Origin of the sequence: Rhodococcus sp. EPR-147 (genome assembly GCF_001647185.1) — a bacterium.
Lineage (GTDB): Bacteria > Actinomycetota > Actinomycetes > Mycobacteriales > Mycobacteriaceae > Rhodococcoides.
Window position 1 is genome coordinate 1 of sequence record NZ_LVCU01000548.1, and the last position, 13,325, is coordinate 13,325.

The 13,325-nt window shown below is 65.2% G+C and carries 12 protein-coding genes; 5 read left to right on the forward strand and 7 right to left on the reverse strand.

Going from position 1 to position 13,325, the window contains the following annotated elements; translation table 11 throughout:
* The coding region (locus tag A2J02_RS24390) for a hypothetical protein (protein ID WP_068054847.1) at positions 1-1,887 on the reverse strand (1,887 nt) is incomplete at its 3' end.
* 160 nt (positions 1,888-2,047) lie between these two features.
* Here A2J02_RS24390 and A2J02_RS24395 point away from each other — a divergent pair.
* From A2J02_RS24395 to A2J02_RS24410, 4 genes are all read left to right on the forward strand, one after another.
* Positions 2,048-3,850, forward strand: a complete 1,803-nt coding sequence (locus A2J02_RS24395) for an N-acyl-D-amino-acid deacylase family protein (protein ID WP_068054849.1) — start codon at positions 2,048-2,050, stop codon at positions 3,848-3,850.
* Positions 3,847-4,452 (forward strand): TetR/AcrR family transcriptional regulator, encoded by a 606-nt coding sequence (locus A2J02_RS24400; RefSeq protein WP_068054851.1) that lies wholly within the window; start codon positions 3,847-3,849, stop codon positions 4,450-4,452. Before A2J02_RS24395 ends, A2J02_RS24400 begins: the two co-directional genes overlap by 4 nt.
* Entirely contained in the window at positions 4,449-5,282 is an 834-nt protein-coding gene (locus A2J02_RS24405; RefSeq protein WP_068054854.1) for an alpha/beta fold hydrolase, read from the forward strand. Before A2J02_RS24400 ends, A2J02_RS24405 begins: the two co-directional genes overlap by 4 nt.
* A gap of 111 nt (positions 5,283-5,393) precedes the next feature.
* A complete protein-coding gene (locus A2J02_RS24410; protein ID WP_082899050.1) occupies positions 5,394-7,286 on the forward strand; it encodes a glycosyltransferase in 1,893 nt (630 codons plus the stop codon).
* Here A2J02_RS24410 and A2J02_RS24415 read toward each other — a convergent pair whose 3' ends face one another.
* The 5 genes from A2J02_RS24415 to A2J02_RS24435 are packed head-to-tail and all read right to left on the reverse strand — an operon-like array spanning position 7,287 to position 11,442.
* On the reverse strand, positions 7,287-8,150 hold the full coding sequence (locus tag A2J02_RS24415) for a TylF/MycF/NovP-related O-methyltransferase (protein WP_068054857.1): 864 nt from the start codon (positions 8,148-8,150) through the stop codon (positions 7,287-7,289). It lies immediately after the preceding gene.
* 52 nt (positions 8,151-8,202) lie between these two features.
* Positions 8,203-9,114: a galactofuranosyltransferase GlfT1 gene (gene glfT1, locus A2J02_RS24420; protein ID WP_068054860.1), complete on the reverse strand. Its 912-nt coding sequence runs from the start codon at positions 9,112-9,114 to the stop codon at positions 8,203-8,205.
* Complete coding sequence (gene wzt / locus A2J02_RS24425; RefSeq protein ID WP_068054862.1) at positions 9,098-9,904, reverse strand: galactan export ABC transporter ATP-binding subunit Wzt/RfbE; 807 nt, start codon at positions 9,902-9,904, stop codon at positions 9,098-9,100. The genes glfT1 and wzt overlap by 17 nt, the downstream gene beginning before the upstream one ends.
* An 11-nt stretch (positions 9,905-9,915) precedes the next feature.
* Entirely contained in the window at positions 9,916-10,797 is an 882-nt protein-coding gene (wzm, locus tag A2J02_RS24430) for a galactan export ABC transporter permease subunit Wzm/RfbD (RefSeq protein WP_068054868.1), read from the reverse strand.
* A gap of 48 nt (positions 10,798-10,845) precedes the next feature.
* The gene (locus A2J02_RS24435; protein WP_068054864.1) at positions 10,846-11,442 is read right to left on the reverse strand and encodes a bacterial proteasome activator family protein; all 597 of its coding nucleotides are present in this window, start codon (positions 11,440-11,442) and stop codon (positions 10,846-10,848) included.
* A 175-nt stretch (positions 11,443-11,617) separates the two neighbouring features.
* Here A2J02_RS24435 and A2J02_RS24440 point away from each other — a divergent pair, with 175 nt between their 5' ends.
* The gene (locus tag A2J02_RS24440) at positions 11,618-12,823 is read left to right on the forward strand and encodes a cysteine desulfurase-like protein (protein WP_068054866.1); all 1,206 of its coding nucleotides are present in this window, start codon (positions 11,618-11,620) and stop codon (positions 12,821-12,823) included.
* A gap of 105 nt (positions 12,824-12,928) precedes the next feature.
* Here A2J02_RS24440 and A2J02_RS24445 read toward each other — a convergent pair.
* A partial coding sequence (locus tag A2J02_RS24445) for a zinc-binding dehydrogenase (RefSeq protein WP_156516369.1) occupies positions 12,929-13,325 on the reverse strand: 397 nt, incomplete at its 5' end.

A 13,325-nucleotide genomic window follows, 5' to 3' on the forward strand; every position in this document is an offset into this window, starting at 1 on the left:
GACGCGTCCCGACGACGCGGGAAGCAACCCGTCGACGCGTTCGAGGACGTAGATCTGGCGAGCGGACTCGGGCGTGGGCGCGGTCACCCACATCCAGCCTGCGGGTGCGGGCCGGGAGTTCGCGAGCGGATACTGGTTCTTCTGCAGCACGATTCGATCGAGTTGCATCAGGTCGGCGTACGTCTTGCCGGTGTACGGCTCGATCTCGAACACGCGCCGGAAGGCGTCCGTGCAGGTCGATCCCTCGTGCTCGAAGCACAGCAGGTTGGCGAAGTCGAGATAGCCGACGGGGGTGTACGCGTTGACGTAGTCCAGGCCCATGATCTTGGCGGAGTTGCCGTACACCTGGGAGTGCCAGGGCAGCCGGGGGTCGTCGGGTCCGTCGGCTGCGGTTTCGGTGAGCGCACGGCTACCGAGTTGCAGAGTCGCGCCCTGCCACTGTGGGAACTCGGCCTTGGCCTCGGATTGGGACGTGGGCAGCCACCACTTGGCGAAGGGCGGATCGTAGGTGGCCACCTGGTACATCGCGACCGGCGCGATCGTCACCAGGAGCAGCGCCGCAGTCGCCCGGGTGGAGAAGCGGTGGGCCAGCAGCAGAGCGAGCGCGCCGACGAGCAGGATCACCAGCGCAGCGAGGACGTGGCGACCGAAGAATTCCGGACCCGACGAGCCGGCGCGAAGCAGCAGTACCAGCGTCAGCAGGCCGGCCGCGAGCAGCCGCGGCCGCAGCTTGTCGAGGGTTCCGTACCGGCTGATCAGGGTGACCACGAGAATCAGTGCGACGAGGGCGACGAACGGCAGAATGCGGGCGGGCCAGCGGATCGGTCCGATGTCGCTGGGACCTGCGGTGAAGATCAAGGCGAACGCCAGCATGATCAGTGGTGCGGCCAGCTCGCGCAGAGCCGCGGGTACCCGACGCCACGCGATGAACGCCAGCGCGGGCACCACGAACCAGGCGATGTAGGTGACCGGCGATTCGGTGGTTTCGCCCGCCCAGGATTCGATGCTCGTCACGGCGGTCGGGATGCTCGCGGTGAGCGATTCCGACCACGGTGCGGTCAGGAAGTTGTCGTTGAACGTGCCTTCGTCGCCGCTACGCCAGGTGACCGCGGATGTGAGCACGCCGGGCAGGAAGGTGACGGCCCCGCACGCGGCGGCAGCGATACCTACCGCGCACACCTTCAGTGCCGGACGCCACAGCCGCTGGAACAGTCGTTCGCCGATGGCGACGGATCCGATCATCACTCCGGCCATCACCGCGGCGTGGACGTATCCCACGCTGATGGCGAGGTAGAGGAAGGCGAACGGCACGATCGGACCGCTGCGACCGCGGGCGTAGGACACCGAGCTCGCCCAGGCGTTCATGATCCACGCCGTGCCCATCAGCGCGGTCACCCACGAGGTGTTCTCGAAGAACAGCGTGAACCCGACGAACGGTGCGCTCGCGCCCGCTACCGCAGCCCAGTTGGCTCGCGCTCCGTAGGCCAGGGCGACTCGAAACACGCCCCAGGCCAACAGAATCGAGAAGCCCAGTTTGACGACCGTTGCCAGCACTACCAGGTTGTCGATCGACGGCGAGATGTAGTTGATCGCCATCTGCACGGGATTCCACAGGCCGCCCTGGCCCTCGACCGGGTAGTTGCCGGCCATCCACTGATCGAGCACCAGCGAGGGGAATTGCCCGTCGCGCATGATGCGTCCGAGCTGGAGCCAGTTGGGTACGGCACCCGATTCGGTGTCGTCGATGTAGAAGAAACGGGGATCGACGCTGAGCACCAGGAGATAGCCGAGGACCACCACTGCAGCGACCGCTGCTCCCCACGCGAGGCGCTCTCTCCTGCTGTCGGGCAGGGCGGCGCGCGCGATGTGGGTATCCGTGGGGGTCAAGGGTCAACTCCGTGAGTTCGGGCAAAGACACTCGACTGTATCTCTCGAGGTGTCCAGGAACCGAAACGTCGACGCGCGAAACACGCAGGTGATCGCGAGACGGCCGACTCGGTACGGCTATTGCGAGTGATCACTCTCTAAGTTAGAGTTTCGTCATCCTATGACGGAGGTCACATTGAGCTCGAACATTCCTTTCGACGTCGTCATCACCGGCGGCACCGTCTACGACGGGTCCGGCGGTCCAGGAGTGCGAGCCGATGTGGGCATCGTCGACGGTGTCGTGCGGGCCGTGTCGTCCACTCCGCTCGAGGCGGGCCCGACGACCGAGGTGGTCGACGCCACCGGTAAGTGGGTCACCCCGGGCTTCGTGGACGTGCACACCCATTACGACGCGGAAGTGCTCGTCGGGCCCGGTCTAGAGGAGTCCGTTCGGCACGGGGTCACGACGGTTCTGCTGGGGAACTGTTCGTTGTCGACGCTCTACTCCACTCCGGTCGACATCGCTGATCTGTTCAGTCGGGTGGAGGCGCTGCCGCGCGATCATGTGCTCAAGGCCGTCGATACGCACAAGACGTGGACCAGTCCCGACGAGTACATCGCAGCGCTCGAGCGTCTGCCTCTGGGCCCCAACATCGCAGCCTTGGTCGGTCATTCTGATCTGCGTGCGCACGTGATGGGCTTGGACCGATCGACCGACCGCAGTCAGAAGCCCACCCGCGAGGAATGGCGCACCATGTCGGACGCGCTCGAGCAGGCGCTCGATGCCGGGCTGCTCGGAATGTCGACGATGACGAACCCGTGGGACAAGCTGGACGGGGATCGGTACCGATCTCGTTCGCTGCCGTCCTCGTACGCACGGTGGAGCGAATTCCGTGCTCTGCACAAGATCCTGCGTAAGCGCGGCCGACTGTTGCAGAGCATTCCGAACCTGAACACCAAGTACGACATGCTGTTCTTCCTTGCCTCGGCCACCGGGATCGGCCGCACTCCGCTCAAGATCTCGTTGCTGGCGGCGGCCGACGCGAAGGCCTCGCCCTGGATCCATCGGGTCTTCGGCCCGCTCGCTCGCATCGTCAACGGGCCGGGCAAGGGACAGTTCCGCTGGCAGCACTTGCCCACCACATTCGACGTGTATTCCGATGGCATCGACCTCGTGGTGTTCGAGGAGTTCGGCTCGGGCCGCGCCGCGCTACATCTGCGAGAAGAGTTGGGCCGCAACGAGTTGCTGTCGGACGAGGCCTACCGCCGCTGGTTCCGCGCCGATTTCGAGAAGAAGTTCAGCTCGCGCGTCTGGCATCGAGACTTCGCCGACGCCGAGATCACCGAGTGTCCCGACGCGTCGGTCGTCGGCAAGAACGTCGCAGAGGTTGCGGCCGAACGCGGGGTACACGTGGTGGACGCGTTCCTCGATCTGGTGGTCGAGCACGGTCGAAAGCTGCGCTGGCACACGACGGTTGCCAATCACCGCAAGCGGCAGATGGACAAGCTGATCAACCAGCCCGGGGTGACCGTGGGGTTCTCCGACGCCGGTGCTCATCTACGCAACATGGCGTTCTACAACTTCGGCATCCGGTTGCTGCACCGTGTGCACGACGCGCGAAACGATCGCCGACCCTTCATGACCGTGGAGAAGGCCGTGCAGAAGCTCAGCGGCGAGCTGGCCGACTTCTACGGTCTCGACGCCGGACACGTGCGGGTGGGGGATCGCGCCGACATCGTGGTGATCGATCCGGGGGGGCTGGACGAGGAGGTCCTGGCCTACCGGGAGGAGACCATGCCGGAGTTCGGTGGCCTGAGTCGAATGGTCAACCGCAACGACCGGGCCGTGGCCGCCACCCTGGTCGCAGGCCGAGTGGTGTTCTCCGGTGGCACCTTTGCTCCCTGGTTCGGTGTGTCGGAGCGGGCAGGTAGTTTCCTGCGGGCCGGCACCCCGACGGCTCCGCGTCGACGGGAGCGTGTGTGAGCCCGAGTCAACTGCAGCGTCGGACCGAGACGATCGGAAAGTTGCTCGACGCGACCATCGAGTCGTTGTGCGAGAAGGGCTATGCCGCAACCAGTGTCAGTGAGATCGTCAGCCGCGCAGGGGTGTCTTCCGGTGCCATGTTTCGGCATTTCGACACCAGGCTGGACCTGATAGTTGCCGCAGCAGACGAGGTTCGGCGACGTCAGTTCGTGGAGTTTCGCCGTGGCCTGTCCGGTTTCGGGAGCGCGTCGATCGAGCACTGCCTCGAACTGCTCAGGGCTGCGTGCCGCGCTCCGATCAACGGTGCCTGGTACGAGCTGTTGACCGCGGCCCGTAGTGACGAGGAGTTGCGAGAGCGGCTGCAGCCGTTCACCGTTCGGTACCACGAGCAGATCGCCGAACTCGCTCGCACGCTACCGGTCGCCGGCGTGATCGATCCACGCCATCTGGAGACGGTGGTCTTCAGCGTGGTGCATCTGCTCGACGGCGAGGCGTTGGCCGCGGTGGTGCATCCGCAACCCGAGCAGGAGGCCATGCGGCTGAGGATGATCGCCCACTTGCTACGCGGCGGCACTCTGTACGCACTGAGCGACGCGGGATGACCCACTGGACTGTGCGCACTCCGGGTGCCGAGCTTCCCGTCTTCGAATACGGGGACCCGGCGGCGAAGTCCACAGTGCTGCTGGTGCACGGATACCCCGACAACCGTCACGTGTTCGATCCGCTGATCGCCGAGCTCGGCGACCAGGTTCGGGTGATCGCCTACGACACACGAGGAAGCGGAGCGTCCACGCTCGAGCACGAGGCGGACGTGTCCATCGAGCAGCTGGCGCGCGACGCCTTCGCGGTGGTCGAGTCGATTCCTGACCTCACCGGGAAGGTGCACGTCTTCGCCCACGACTGGGGTTCGGTCCAGATGTGGGAGGCGATGGCCTCGCCTCGCGCATCGACCGTGTTCGCGTCGTACACATCGGTGTCCGGACCCAGTCTGGATCATCTGAGGCAGGTGGCACGGGCGCGGCTGGTGCGGCCGCATCGATGGCCGTCGTTGATCGGGCAGTTGGCCCGGTCCTGGTACGTCTTCGGGTTTCATGTGCCCGTTCTGGGCACACGGGTACCGGACTTGTTGGCACGGCTGAATGTCGAGGGTGAGCCGACCCCGACGGTGGCCGACCAGCAGCGCGGCATCGCCCTCTACCGGGCGAACGTGTTGCGGCGTGTGCTCCGCGGGCCTGCTCCACGGTGCGCGGTCCCGACCACCGTGGTCGTACCGTCACACGACCGCATGCTGTCGACCAACCTCACCGACGGTCTCGATCGATGGATCCCCGATCTGCGCGTCGATCGAGTCGATGCCGGCCATTGGTGGCCGTACACGCACCCCGCCGACGCCGCCCGCGTGCTGATGGCGAGGGTGCAGGAAGCGAAGTAGACGGCGAGCGTCGGACAGATCGGTCGGGGCCTGTGCAACCATGGTCAGTGGTCTTCTTCTCTCCACGACCGCACAGAGCCACTACTCGAACTGGATGGGGTACTTCTCGGTATGGACGGCACTGCTCTCGATCGTCTCGGCTCGCCATCGGATGTGTCGGCTGTTGCCGGCGGTGACGGCGAGCCCGAACTGACAGTTCAGAGACTGCTGTTCGACGGCCCGTCGCCCCTGGTCAGTGCCGATATGTACAGCTCTGTCGGTAAGGGAAATGCCGAGCGCACCCGCACGGGCGTCCGTATCGCCAAGCGCAGCGTGCTGCACACCAACAGCTACTTCGGACGGTTCCCGGCCAGCTACTGGCAGCGGTGGACCACCGTCACCGAGGTGGTGTTCCGTGCGACCGTCGCCGGTGCCGGGCGGATCGATCTGGTGGGCACGGACTACAAGGGTCACGAGCGCACGATGGCCAGTACAACGGTCGATTCCGCGAACTCGTCGACTCAGTTGGCCGTTCCCGTCGCCACGACGCAGTTCCTCGACGGCGGCGCGCTGTACGTCCGCTTCACCACCACATCGAGCGAGTTGTCGGTGCAGGACGCGGAGTGGACCGTCGCCGCGCCGGAGAAGCTGCGTCCCACCTCGGTGGTGATCTGCACGTTCAACCGCGCGGACGACTGCGCCAACACCGTCGCTGCCATGGCCGACGATCCCATCGCCCTGCTCGGGGTCGACAACGTCTACGTCGTAGATCAGGGCACCGATCAGGTGCAGACGCGCGAGAAGTTCCAGCGCGTGGCGGCCGAGCTCGGCGACAAGCTCGTCTACATCACCCAGCCCAACCTCGGCGGTGCGGGCGGATTCACCCGCGGGCTGTACGAGGTGCAGGGCAAGGGCGGCGATCCGGCCAACGTCATCTTCATGGACGACGACGTGCTGTGCGAGCCCGAGGCGATAGTGCGGATGAACTCGTTCGCCAACATGACCGTCGAGCCGGCGATCATCGGCGCGCAGATGCTCTACCTCTTGCACCCCGATCGCGTGCATGTCGGTGCCGAGGTGGCGAACCTGCAGAAGCTCGAAGCCGGAGTGCACGTCAAGAACGCAATTTCGGACAAGAGCGCGTTCAAGCGCAAGCGCCAGCAGGACGTTCGCGTCGACGCCGGCTACAACGGCTGGTGGTCGTGCCTCATCCCGTCCGAGATCGTCGGCCAGGTCGGATACCCGCTGCCGCTGTTCTTCCAGTGGGACGACATCGAGTACGGATACCGTTCTCGTGCAAATGGTTTCGCGACAGTCACGCTGCCCGGTGCAGCTGTATGGCATGCCGACTTCGCGTGGAAGGACTGGGACGAGTGGCACCGCTACTTCAACCTGCGCAACGGCATGATCACCGCCGCCCTGCACATCGAGCTCGACGGTAGGACGCTCGCCAAGCAGCTGTTCACCGATCTGCTGCGGTACCTGGTGTCGATGCAGTACGGCATGGCGTACACGCTGATCAAGGCCGTCGAGGACTTCCTGGCCGGTCCGGAAAATCTGCTCGACGGCGGCATGGACGCTGCCGGTTCCATCCGACGCGAACGTGCTGCGTACGGAGAAACCAAGCGGCACAACGCCAACGACGTTCCCGGTGTGCGTCCGGCGGATATGTTCATCACCCCCGCGGGACCGCACCCGAAGAAGAGCATGGAATTCGCCGTGTTGGCCAAGCGGATGCTCAATCAGTGGCGCGGCACGGTCAACCCCGGTCCGGTCGCCATCTCCGCCGACGACGCCCACTGGTGGCACGTCTCGCTGTTCTCCCACGCGATCGTCACCGATCGCTCGCAGGAGGGCGTCCGAGTTCGCCAGCGCAACAAGCAACATGCGGTCGAGCTGCTCAAGCGCGGCGTGACCGCACTCAAGCGTCTGCGCACCGAAACCCCGACGGTCGCTGCGTCTTACCGCGCAGCGGTGCCCGAGCTGACAAGCCGAGAGAACTGGGCTCGCCTCTACGGCCAGTAGCTATTTCGCGCGAACTGTCGGGGCCGTGCGAATGCGTACGACGACCTGTTCGTTGTCGGCGGTGTAGCCGAGGTAGTCGAACTCGGTACCGGTGCGTGCGACGAATTCCGTCCACGCCCGGTACTCGTGGTTGCGCCAGCCGGGGAAGTTGAAGTACTCGTCGAACACGATCACCGTGCCCACCGCGAGTCGATCGGCCACCAGATCCAGCACGGTGACCGTCGACGAGTACAGGTCGGCGTCCAGGTGCAGGAACGCCAGCTTCTCGTGATGGCCCTTCAGGAAGCCCGGCAGGGAGTCCTCGAACAACCCGGGGACGATCTGTGCGCCCGGCACTTCGGGGATGGTGTCCTGCTCGAAGAGCCCTTTCGGGAAACCGGTGCGCCAGGTTTCGGGGAGGCCGGAGAACACGTCGAATCCGGCGACGACGGTGATGTCCTTGCGTGAGCTCAATTCCTCGGCGATGATCTCGAGCGTCGTTCCGCTGGCGACGCCGAACTCGAGTGCCATGCCGCGGATGGAGACCTCGCCGAGGGCGAACCGCAGCGTCGCGTGCGGCCGCAGGAACGTGGGGGCCTGCGGCATCATCTCTTCGGCGAATTCGGCACTCTGGGCGGCTGCTTCGACGTCGGAGGCGTACGGAATATCGCGACGCATCCGCATCTCGAGGCCGCGGATGAACGCGTGCAGATCGTCGATCTCACGCCGCTGGCGTTCGAGGACGTCGAGCAATTTCGCCTGCTGATCGCTGGTCTGTTCGGCCAGCTGAGCGGTCTGCTGAGCCAGAACCTCGCCGATCGCCCGTTGAAGCTTCTCCCGTGCCGACGACTTGATGCGATCAGCGAGCTTCCGAGGTTCCGTCATGGGCACACGGTAGCGGTATCACGCGGGTCCGCGCACCCCATGACGAGCGGTGCTAGGGCCTACGGAAGTGTTCCCGACGCCCCAGCCCGCGCAACCGGAACCATTCGGCCAGACCCTTCGGGTTACGGGTGGTGATCAGGAAGAACCAGGTGAACCGAATCCACTCCTGCGGCAACAGCTTTCGCATACCGGGCTGCGACATCAGGTAGCCGCGATTGCGGTACGTGAAGTAGCGCTTGGTCGCGTCCTCCGGGTACTGCGTGTGCATCCGGCCGCCGAGGATCGGCTTGAACTCCTCGGCCCCGTTGGGATGCACGTAGGCGGTCGTCAAGCACGTGCCGAACTTCAGGCCCGATCGCTGCAATCGGCGATGCACTTCCACCTCGTCGCCGCGCACGAACAGGCGTAGATCGGGCACGCCCACTGCGTCGATCGTCGACGCCTTGAACAGTGCTCCGTTGAACAGCGAGGCGATGCCTTCGAGAAGGTCGTCGTCCGGGTTCGCCGGGTCGATCAATTCGGACCGCAGCCGACGCCATTCGACGCCGCGGCGCAGCGGAAAGGCCAGCCGGTCCGGATCCTCGATGTCGCAGACGACGGGGGAGACCTCGTCGAGGCCGTGGGTGAGAGCGCAGTCGTAAAGGGTCTCGAGCACCTTCGGGCCCTCGGGGCGGCCGTCGTCGTCGGCGAGGAACACCCAATCCGCGCCGAGCGAGAGCGCATACAGAATCCCGAGTGCGAACCCGCCCGCACCACCCAGATTGTGCTGCGAGCCGAGATACGTCGTCGGCAGGTCGGTCGATTCGACCAGTTCGCGTACGGCGGTCTCGTCGGCATTGTCGACGACGACCAGATGATCGAGCGGACGCGTCTGCGCACCGATGACATCGAGGGAGAGAGCCAACAACTCACGCCGCTTGTGCGTGACGATGACCCCGACAATCTTGTCAGCCACCGGCTGCATCCTCCCGCTCGATCTCCTTCAAGATCTGCGCGACGTGGTCTCCCGCGTCGTCACCGTCGTATGCCCGCACCACGTCCTCGATGCCGCCCTGCTGCCGAATCTGGCCGTGATCGATCCACATCGCGGTATCGCACAGCTGAGCCAGGAATTCGTTGGAGTGGCTGGCGAACACCAGGATTCCCGAGCGCTTCACCAACTCCTGCAGGCGGTGACGCGCCTTCTTCATGAATTCCGCGTCCACGGCTCCGATGCCCTCGTCGAGCAGCAGGATCTCCGGGTCGATGCTGGTGACCACGCCCATCGCGACGCGCACGCGCATGCCCGTGGAGTAGGTCCGCAGCGGCATGTCGAGGTAGTCGCCGAGTTCGGTGAAGTCGGCGATCTCGTCCATCTTCGCGAGCATCTGCTTGCGCGTCTGCCCGAGGAACAGGCCACGGATGATGATGTTCTCGTAGCCGGAGATCTCGGGGTCCATACCGACGCCCAGATCGAACACCGGCGCGACGCGGCCGCGGATGGTGGCGCTGCCTCGCGTCGGCTCGTAGATGCCCGAGAGCAGCCGCAGCAGCGTCGACTTGCCCGCACCGTTGTGACCCACCAGTCCGACGCGATCGCCGTCCTTCAGGTTCATCGTGATGTTCTTGAGAGCTTCGACGACGACGACGTCGGACGAGTTGCGGTCGATCGCACCACCGGCCTTGCCGAGGAACGCCTTCTTCAGTGACCGCGTCTTGGCGTCGAAGATCGGGAAGTCGACGCACGCGTCGTGAGTGCTGATGCTGATGGACAACTCGAATACCCCTAAACCCAGTAGGGCACGCGGGCCCGGTACTTCTTGAGTGCGACGATGGCCAGCGCCCAGCCGACGACGGTGAACCCGAGCACGATGTACCAGTGGTACGCCTGCTGATCCTCGCCGATCAGTGGGGCCCGGATGATGTCGAGGTAGTGGAAGAGCGGGTTGATCTCGACGAGCTTGGCGCGGTTCGCGGCCTCGCCGCCCATGGACTGCAGGCCTGAGGTGGTCCACACGATCGGCGTCATGAAGAACATCAGCGTCACGAAGCTGCCGAGGATCGGGGCGATGTCGCGGTAGCGGGTGGCGACGATGCCGAACAGAATGGACACCCACACGGCATTGAGCAGAATCAGCACCAGCGCGGGGATCGCGAAGATCACGGTCCAGTGCAGCCCGCCCTCGGGCCAGAAGATCGCGATGATGATCACGTAGATCAGCATGTTGTGACCGAACAGCAGCAGCTGACGCCACACCAGGCGATAGACGTGCACGCTCAGCGCACTGGGCAGCTGTTTGATCAAGCCCTCGTTCGCGACGAAGACGTCTCCGCCTTCGAGGATCGCGGCGCTGATCAGTCCCCAGACGATCAGGCCGACGGTGACGTGTGGCAGGAACTCGCGCAGATCGATGTTGAGCAGGACCGAATACAGCAGACCCATCGCGATGGCCTGCACGCCGGTGGCGATGGTGATCCAGAACGGACCGATCACCGACCGGCGGTACCGCTGCTTGATGTCCTGCCAACCGAGATGCAGCCACAGCTCGCGCTGGTTGAAACCGGTTTTCAGGTCGCCGAAAGCGCGCCGATAAGTCTGTGAGTCCGAAACCGGAGCAGGCATCTGGTCTCCTGCCTCGCTCTCGGGATCCTTCGCTGGTGCCGACACGACGGTCGACACTACCTCTCTTCGGAGACTGCGCTCATTCCGAGCTTGCTACAGATACTGGCCGGTACCGCCGCCGCCGTGGCCCCCGCCACCCTGGCCGCCACCCGGGGCACCCATCACACCGGGAGGCAACGCGCCCTGCCGCATCTGTTCGAGTTGAGCCCGCGCGGCCATCTGCTGAGCGAACAGGGCCGTCTGGATGCCGTGGAACAGACCTTCGAGCCAGCCGACGAGCTGAGCCTGCGCGATGCGCAGTTCCGCGTCGGTGGGGACGACGTCGTCGCCGAAGGGCAGTACCAGGCGCTCGAGCTCGTCGCGCAGTTCCGGTGCGAGGCCCTGTTCGAGTTCGTGGATGGACGACTTGTGGATTTCCTTCAGCCGCGTCCGGCTCGCGTCGTCGAGCGGCGCGGCGCGCACCTCCTCGAGCAGCTGCTTGATCATCGTGCCGATGCGCATCACCTTCGCGGGCTGCTCGACCATCTCCGACAGGCCCGATCCATCGTCCGATCCTTCGTTCGCGGAGGATCCGGCGGCGCGGGCCGCAGCGGCCGTCGCTTCCTCGCGGCTCAGGGCGAGCGGTTCCCCGTTGGGGCCGATCACAACGACATGGTCATCGGGCGCGCTGTTCGGCTCGGATTGAGTCATATATCCATCATTACGCCTCGCTCGCCGTTGCGCGATCGTCAGGGGCGATTATCCTGGTTCGGTCGTCGGGAACAGTGGAGGCCGGGAGGATCGAGCGTGCGAGGTGGGCAACCGTTCCCTGGGGAAACAGGACGTGGAACACATGCTTCACCGGTCGGCGCTTAGAGTGTCCGGCATGGGTTACGACGTCGCGCGAGTGAGAGGTTCCATCCCCTCGCTCGGTGACGGGTGGATTCATCTCGACCCTCAGCTGGGGATGCTGATCCCGGACCGCGTGTCGACCGCTGTGTCCACCGCATTTCGGCACAGTGCCTCCAATCATTCGGCCGGCAACACCTCGGCCAAGCGCAGTGCAGCTCTGCTGGAATCCGCCCGCGTCGCGATCGCCGATCTGGTCGGTGCCTATCCGTCCGGTGTCGTCATCGGCCCGGACCGCGCGACGCTGCTGTCCTGGCTCGCGGACTCGATGAGCTCGCGGCTGGGCCTGGGAACCGGTCTGGTGCTCTCACGTCTGGACGAGGAAGCAAACGTCGCACCGTGGCTGCGGGTGGCCAGCCGGTCGGGCGCGCATGTCCGATGGGCCGAGGTCGAGATCGATACGTGCGAATTGCCCACCTGGCAGTTCGACGATCTGATCACCTCCACCACTCGGCTCGTCGCCGTCACTGCTGCGTCGCCGATCGTCGGTAGTGCGCCCGATGTTCGGGTCGCGGCGGATCTGGTGCACGAGGTCGGTGGGCTGATCGTGGTCGACGCGGCCGGAGCTGCCCCCTACGCCCACGTCGACATCAAGGAACTCGGGGCCGACATCGTCGCGATCGACACCGCCGCTTGGGGTGGGCCGTCGGTCGGTGCGTTGATCTTCCGCGATCCGACGCTGCTGGAACAGTTGCCGTCGATGTCGCTCAATCCGTCGGCCAAGGGGCCGGCGCGGCTCGAGGTCAGCAGTCACCAGTACGCGTTGTTGGCCGGCGTGGTCTCGTCCATCGACTACCTGGCCAATCTCGACGACGCAGCGACCGGGACGCGTCGCGAGCGCCTCGAGCTGTCGATCGGATCGCTGCAGCACTACCACGACGGTCTGTTCGATTACCTGATGAAGGCGCTCGGTTCGCTGGACCACGTGATGGTGCTCGGCAATGCACCGACGCGCATCCCCACTCTGAGCTTCACCGTCGAGGGCATGCCAGCGGTGAAGGTGTCCGAGCAACTCGCGCAGGCCAGAATCGGCAGTGTCAGCGGAGTCCACGGTGGCAGTCGGTTGCTCGACGCGTTGGGCGTCAACGACGAGGGTGGTGCCGTCACCATCGGTCTGGCTCCGTACACCACCCGCTACGAGATCGATCAACTCGTCAAAGCGCTCACCGCCCTCGCCCTCTGAGAGCGGCTGTGCCGCACGCGCACGAGGAGCCTCCGGGTCGTTCCGCAGGCTCCACTCCGGCCTCGTAGCCCACTACGAGGTTCCGCGCACGACCGCTGAGCTGCGCTACTGGATTCGCAGAATCACTTTTCCGATGGTCTCGGCCTCGTCGAGCATTCGATGTCCTTGCGCCGCTTCGGTTATCGGAATCTCGGCGTGCACGACGGCGGTCACGCGGCCCTCGGAGATCATCGGCCACAGGTGTGCGGTCATCTCTGCGACGATGTTCGCTTTGCTCGACGGCCCGGTTTCGGGTCGGCCGCGCAATCCGGCTGCGTGTACCGAGCCGCGCTTGGCGAGGAGTTTGCCGAAGTTCAGCTCGCCCTTCACTCCGCCCTGCATTCCGATGGTGACGACGGTGCCGTCCATGGCCAATGCGTCGAGGTTGCGGTCGAGGTACTTCGCGCCCATGTTGTCCAGGATCAGGTCTGCTCCGTGATCCTCTGTCTGTGAACGGATCTCG